General features: G+C 40.1%; 2 protein-coding genes and 3 pseudogenes. 1 reads left to right on the top strand and 4 read right to left on the bottom strand.

The window, feature by feature from the left end:
* Positions 1-81 (top strand): annotated as a pseudogene (locus PVV68_RS10075) (DNA-binding protein); the annotation flags it as partial.
* Positions 82-299: 218 nt separating this feature from the next.
* Here PVV68_RS10075 and PVV68_RS10070 read toward each other — a convergent pair.
* From PVV68_RS10070 to PVV68_RS10055, 4 genes and pseudogenes are all read right to left on the bottom strand, one after another.
* Complete coding sequence (locus PVV68_RS10070) at positions 300-707, bottom strand: hypothetical protein (protein ID WP_273722113.1); 408 nt, start codon at positions 705-707, stop codon at positions 300-302.
* Positions 704-1,570 (bottom strand): hypothetical protein, encoded by an 867-nt coding sequence (locus tag PVV68_RS10065; protein WP_273722112.1) that lies wholly within the window; start codon positions 1,568-1,570, stop codon positions 704-706. The genes PVV68_RS10070 and PVV68_RS10065 overlap by 4 nt, the downstream gene beginning before the upstream one ends.
* A 15-nt stretch (positions 1,571-1,585) precedes the next feature.
* Positions 1,586-1,989, bottom strand: a pseudogene (locus PVV68_RS10060) (hypothetical protein).
* A pseudogene (locus PVV68_RS10055) lies at positions 1,986-2,322 on the bottom strand (filamentous hemagglutinin); the annotation flags it as partial. The pseudogenes PVV68_RS10055 and PVV68_RS10060, both read right to left, overlap by 4 nt.

Here is a 2,322-nt window from a genome sequence, read left to right as displayed (position 1 = left end):
TTTTTATCGCGTTGGTTACAATCGGATCTTTTGAATGTCATAGAGCAAGCCAAACAGCAACGTTATAACGACGTCGCATAAAAGAAAACCTTGTCACGTAAGGACGGACAAGGTTTCCCATTTTCACTCAAAGAATGAATAGCAAAATCCGTTCTGTAACGCAACATTATAGAATTAGTAAGTGTATTCCTTGTTGTCATATTGCTCCACAAACAATGCTAAAATGGAAATGAAAGGAACAATCCCGCACAGGCAAGAGGACACATGGCTGTGGGGATTGTTTCCATCACAAGCAAGACTTAAGGTTGGCATTCATCCGCATTTTTATACCTTTTACAATAAGGGCTGTTTAAGCGCTTCTCAACACTTCGCTTCGGAATAACAGCACCAAGACGACATATGGGAAGATTTTCTTCTCTAAATGTATAACACCAGTTCCCTCTCCCTTTATGGCGAAATCCTGATTGAACCATGCAAGCATAAATTGTTGCATCCTCATTAACACTAAGCTTTCTATTTTCTGAATCAGCATCAATAAGGCTCGGCATTCCACATTCTAAGAGGGCTTTTCCTACCTCAGTAGAATCTGCACCTGCCTTCTCCCACATACTCACGTACTCTGGAGGACTGCTGTCAATTTTTGATATGTCACATCCTGTCACACTTAATAGGACTATACCACTCAATAATTTTAAAATTTGTCTCATTTTTTATTCCATAAATGATCTAAAGTCGAATAAATTGAATGAATTTGTTTAGTAGGAGATGTTCCATAATTAGTTTTACACTCTTTACTTGCATCACCATAACAATTATGGGGACTAGGATCATAACCGCCTAACGCCCTCCCTCCCTCTATCAATGGAGAGGTTGCTGTAGTCAATAAACTGTTTCCTACAAACAGCGTCATATATAAAGGATTTTTTATACCTTTCTCCAAAAGTGAAACATCTAGACTTAAAGGTACTTTATAAAAAGTAGGTGCATTGTAACCAAACAACGTACTAATAGGGTCAGATGCATGGCTTTGTAAGTAAACATGATCATTTTTGCCATCGCTTACGACATATAATGCATTCGCTATCGATTGAGCATGATCCGCTGGTCCATAAAGATAAATATCTGTTTTTTCTGCTATACCGTGGATGCCGTGCTTTTCAAAGTCACGCATTCCGTTACCTACTGTCATACTACCACGGCTGTGCCCATTAATATGTAATCCGTCATTGCCATAGAGAGACATTGTATTCTGAAACTTCTTGGTCGAATTGGTCAATCCAAAGAAAAATGTACCTTCAAAAAACTTCTGAAAAACCGCTATTCCTACCTCCACTTCCCAGTCTTTACCTTGGGGGAAATAGGTAAAATACAGATGATCATGATCATTGTCAGCAAATTGGACGGCATAACGCGCGGCATCATCGGATGTGTTAAAAATACCATTATAAAACATATGAACCTCGCCATCAGAGCCTTTTTGTAAATGCTTCTCTTGCTCTGGTGTTAATGAAATGAAAGGAACAATCCCGCACAGGCAAGAGGACACATAGCTGTGGGGATTGTTGATCATTACCAACAGCAAAACCTAGGGTTTGCATTCAGGTGCATTTTTATATTTTTTACAAAACGGGCTGTTTAAGCGCCTCTTCACACTTCGCTGTGGGATCACAGCGCCTGGACGACAAATCGGCAAGTTTTCGGCTTTATGATTTCCACACCATCCCCCCCCACGTAATATTTATCACGGAAACCAGCTTGAGTCATACAAGCTTCTATAGTTGCCCATGCATTATTGCTTAAATTTCTGTTTTCTGGAAAGACATCATAGGGAGCTGGCATGCCACATTCTAACAGCGCTTTTTTTACCTCAAGCCGATCTGCTCCTAGCTTCTCCCACACAGTGAAGTATCCTGCAGGAGGTTTATTAAACTGACACCCAGCTATACTTAACAGAGTTACAGCACCTAATAATCTTAGAGTTTGTTTCATTTTTTACTCCTTGAAGGGATTTGCACAAGATTAGAAGGTCCATATATATCTCGGCATTTTGGACTCGCATTTCCAAGACAAGTATGGACACTGTTGGGGTCTGTGAACATTTTCCATGCTTCTTTCCAAGCGTTACTGCCAGCAGGTATTGTCTCGTAAGTATAATCATTGCCGCCAATCACTCTGCTGACAAAGTCATATTTATTCCCATCAAAGCCAACTGTGGTTTGTTTGCCATCACTCACATAACTTATAAGACCGGCTGCAGACAAAACATTAAAGGCGGGTCCATAGAAATTGATATCCGTGTTTTCATTCGCTATACCATGCACA

Origin of the sequence: Bartonella sp. ML69XJBT (genome assembly GCF_028618515.1) — a bacterium.
Lineage (GTDB): Bacteria > Pseudomonadota > Alphaproteobacteria > Rhizobiales > Rhizobiaceae > Bartonella.
Note: the sequence above shows the minus strand (reverse complement) of the source record. Positions and strands in the feature narration are given on the sequence as shown.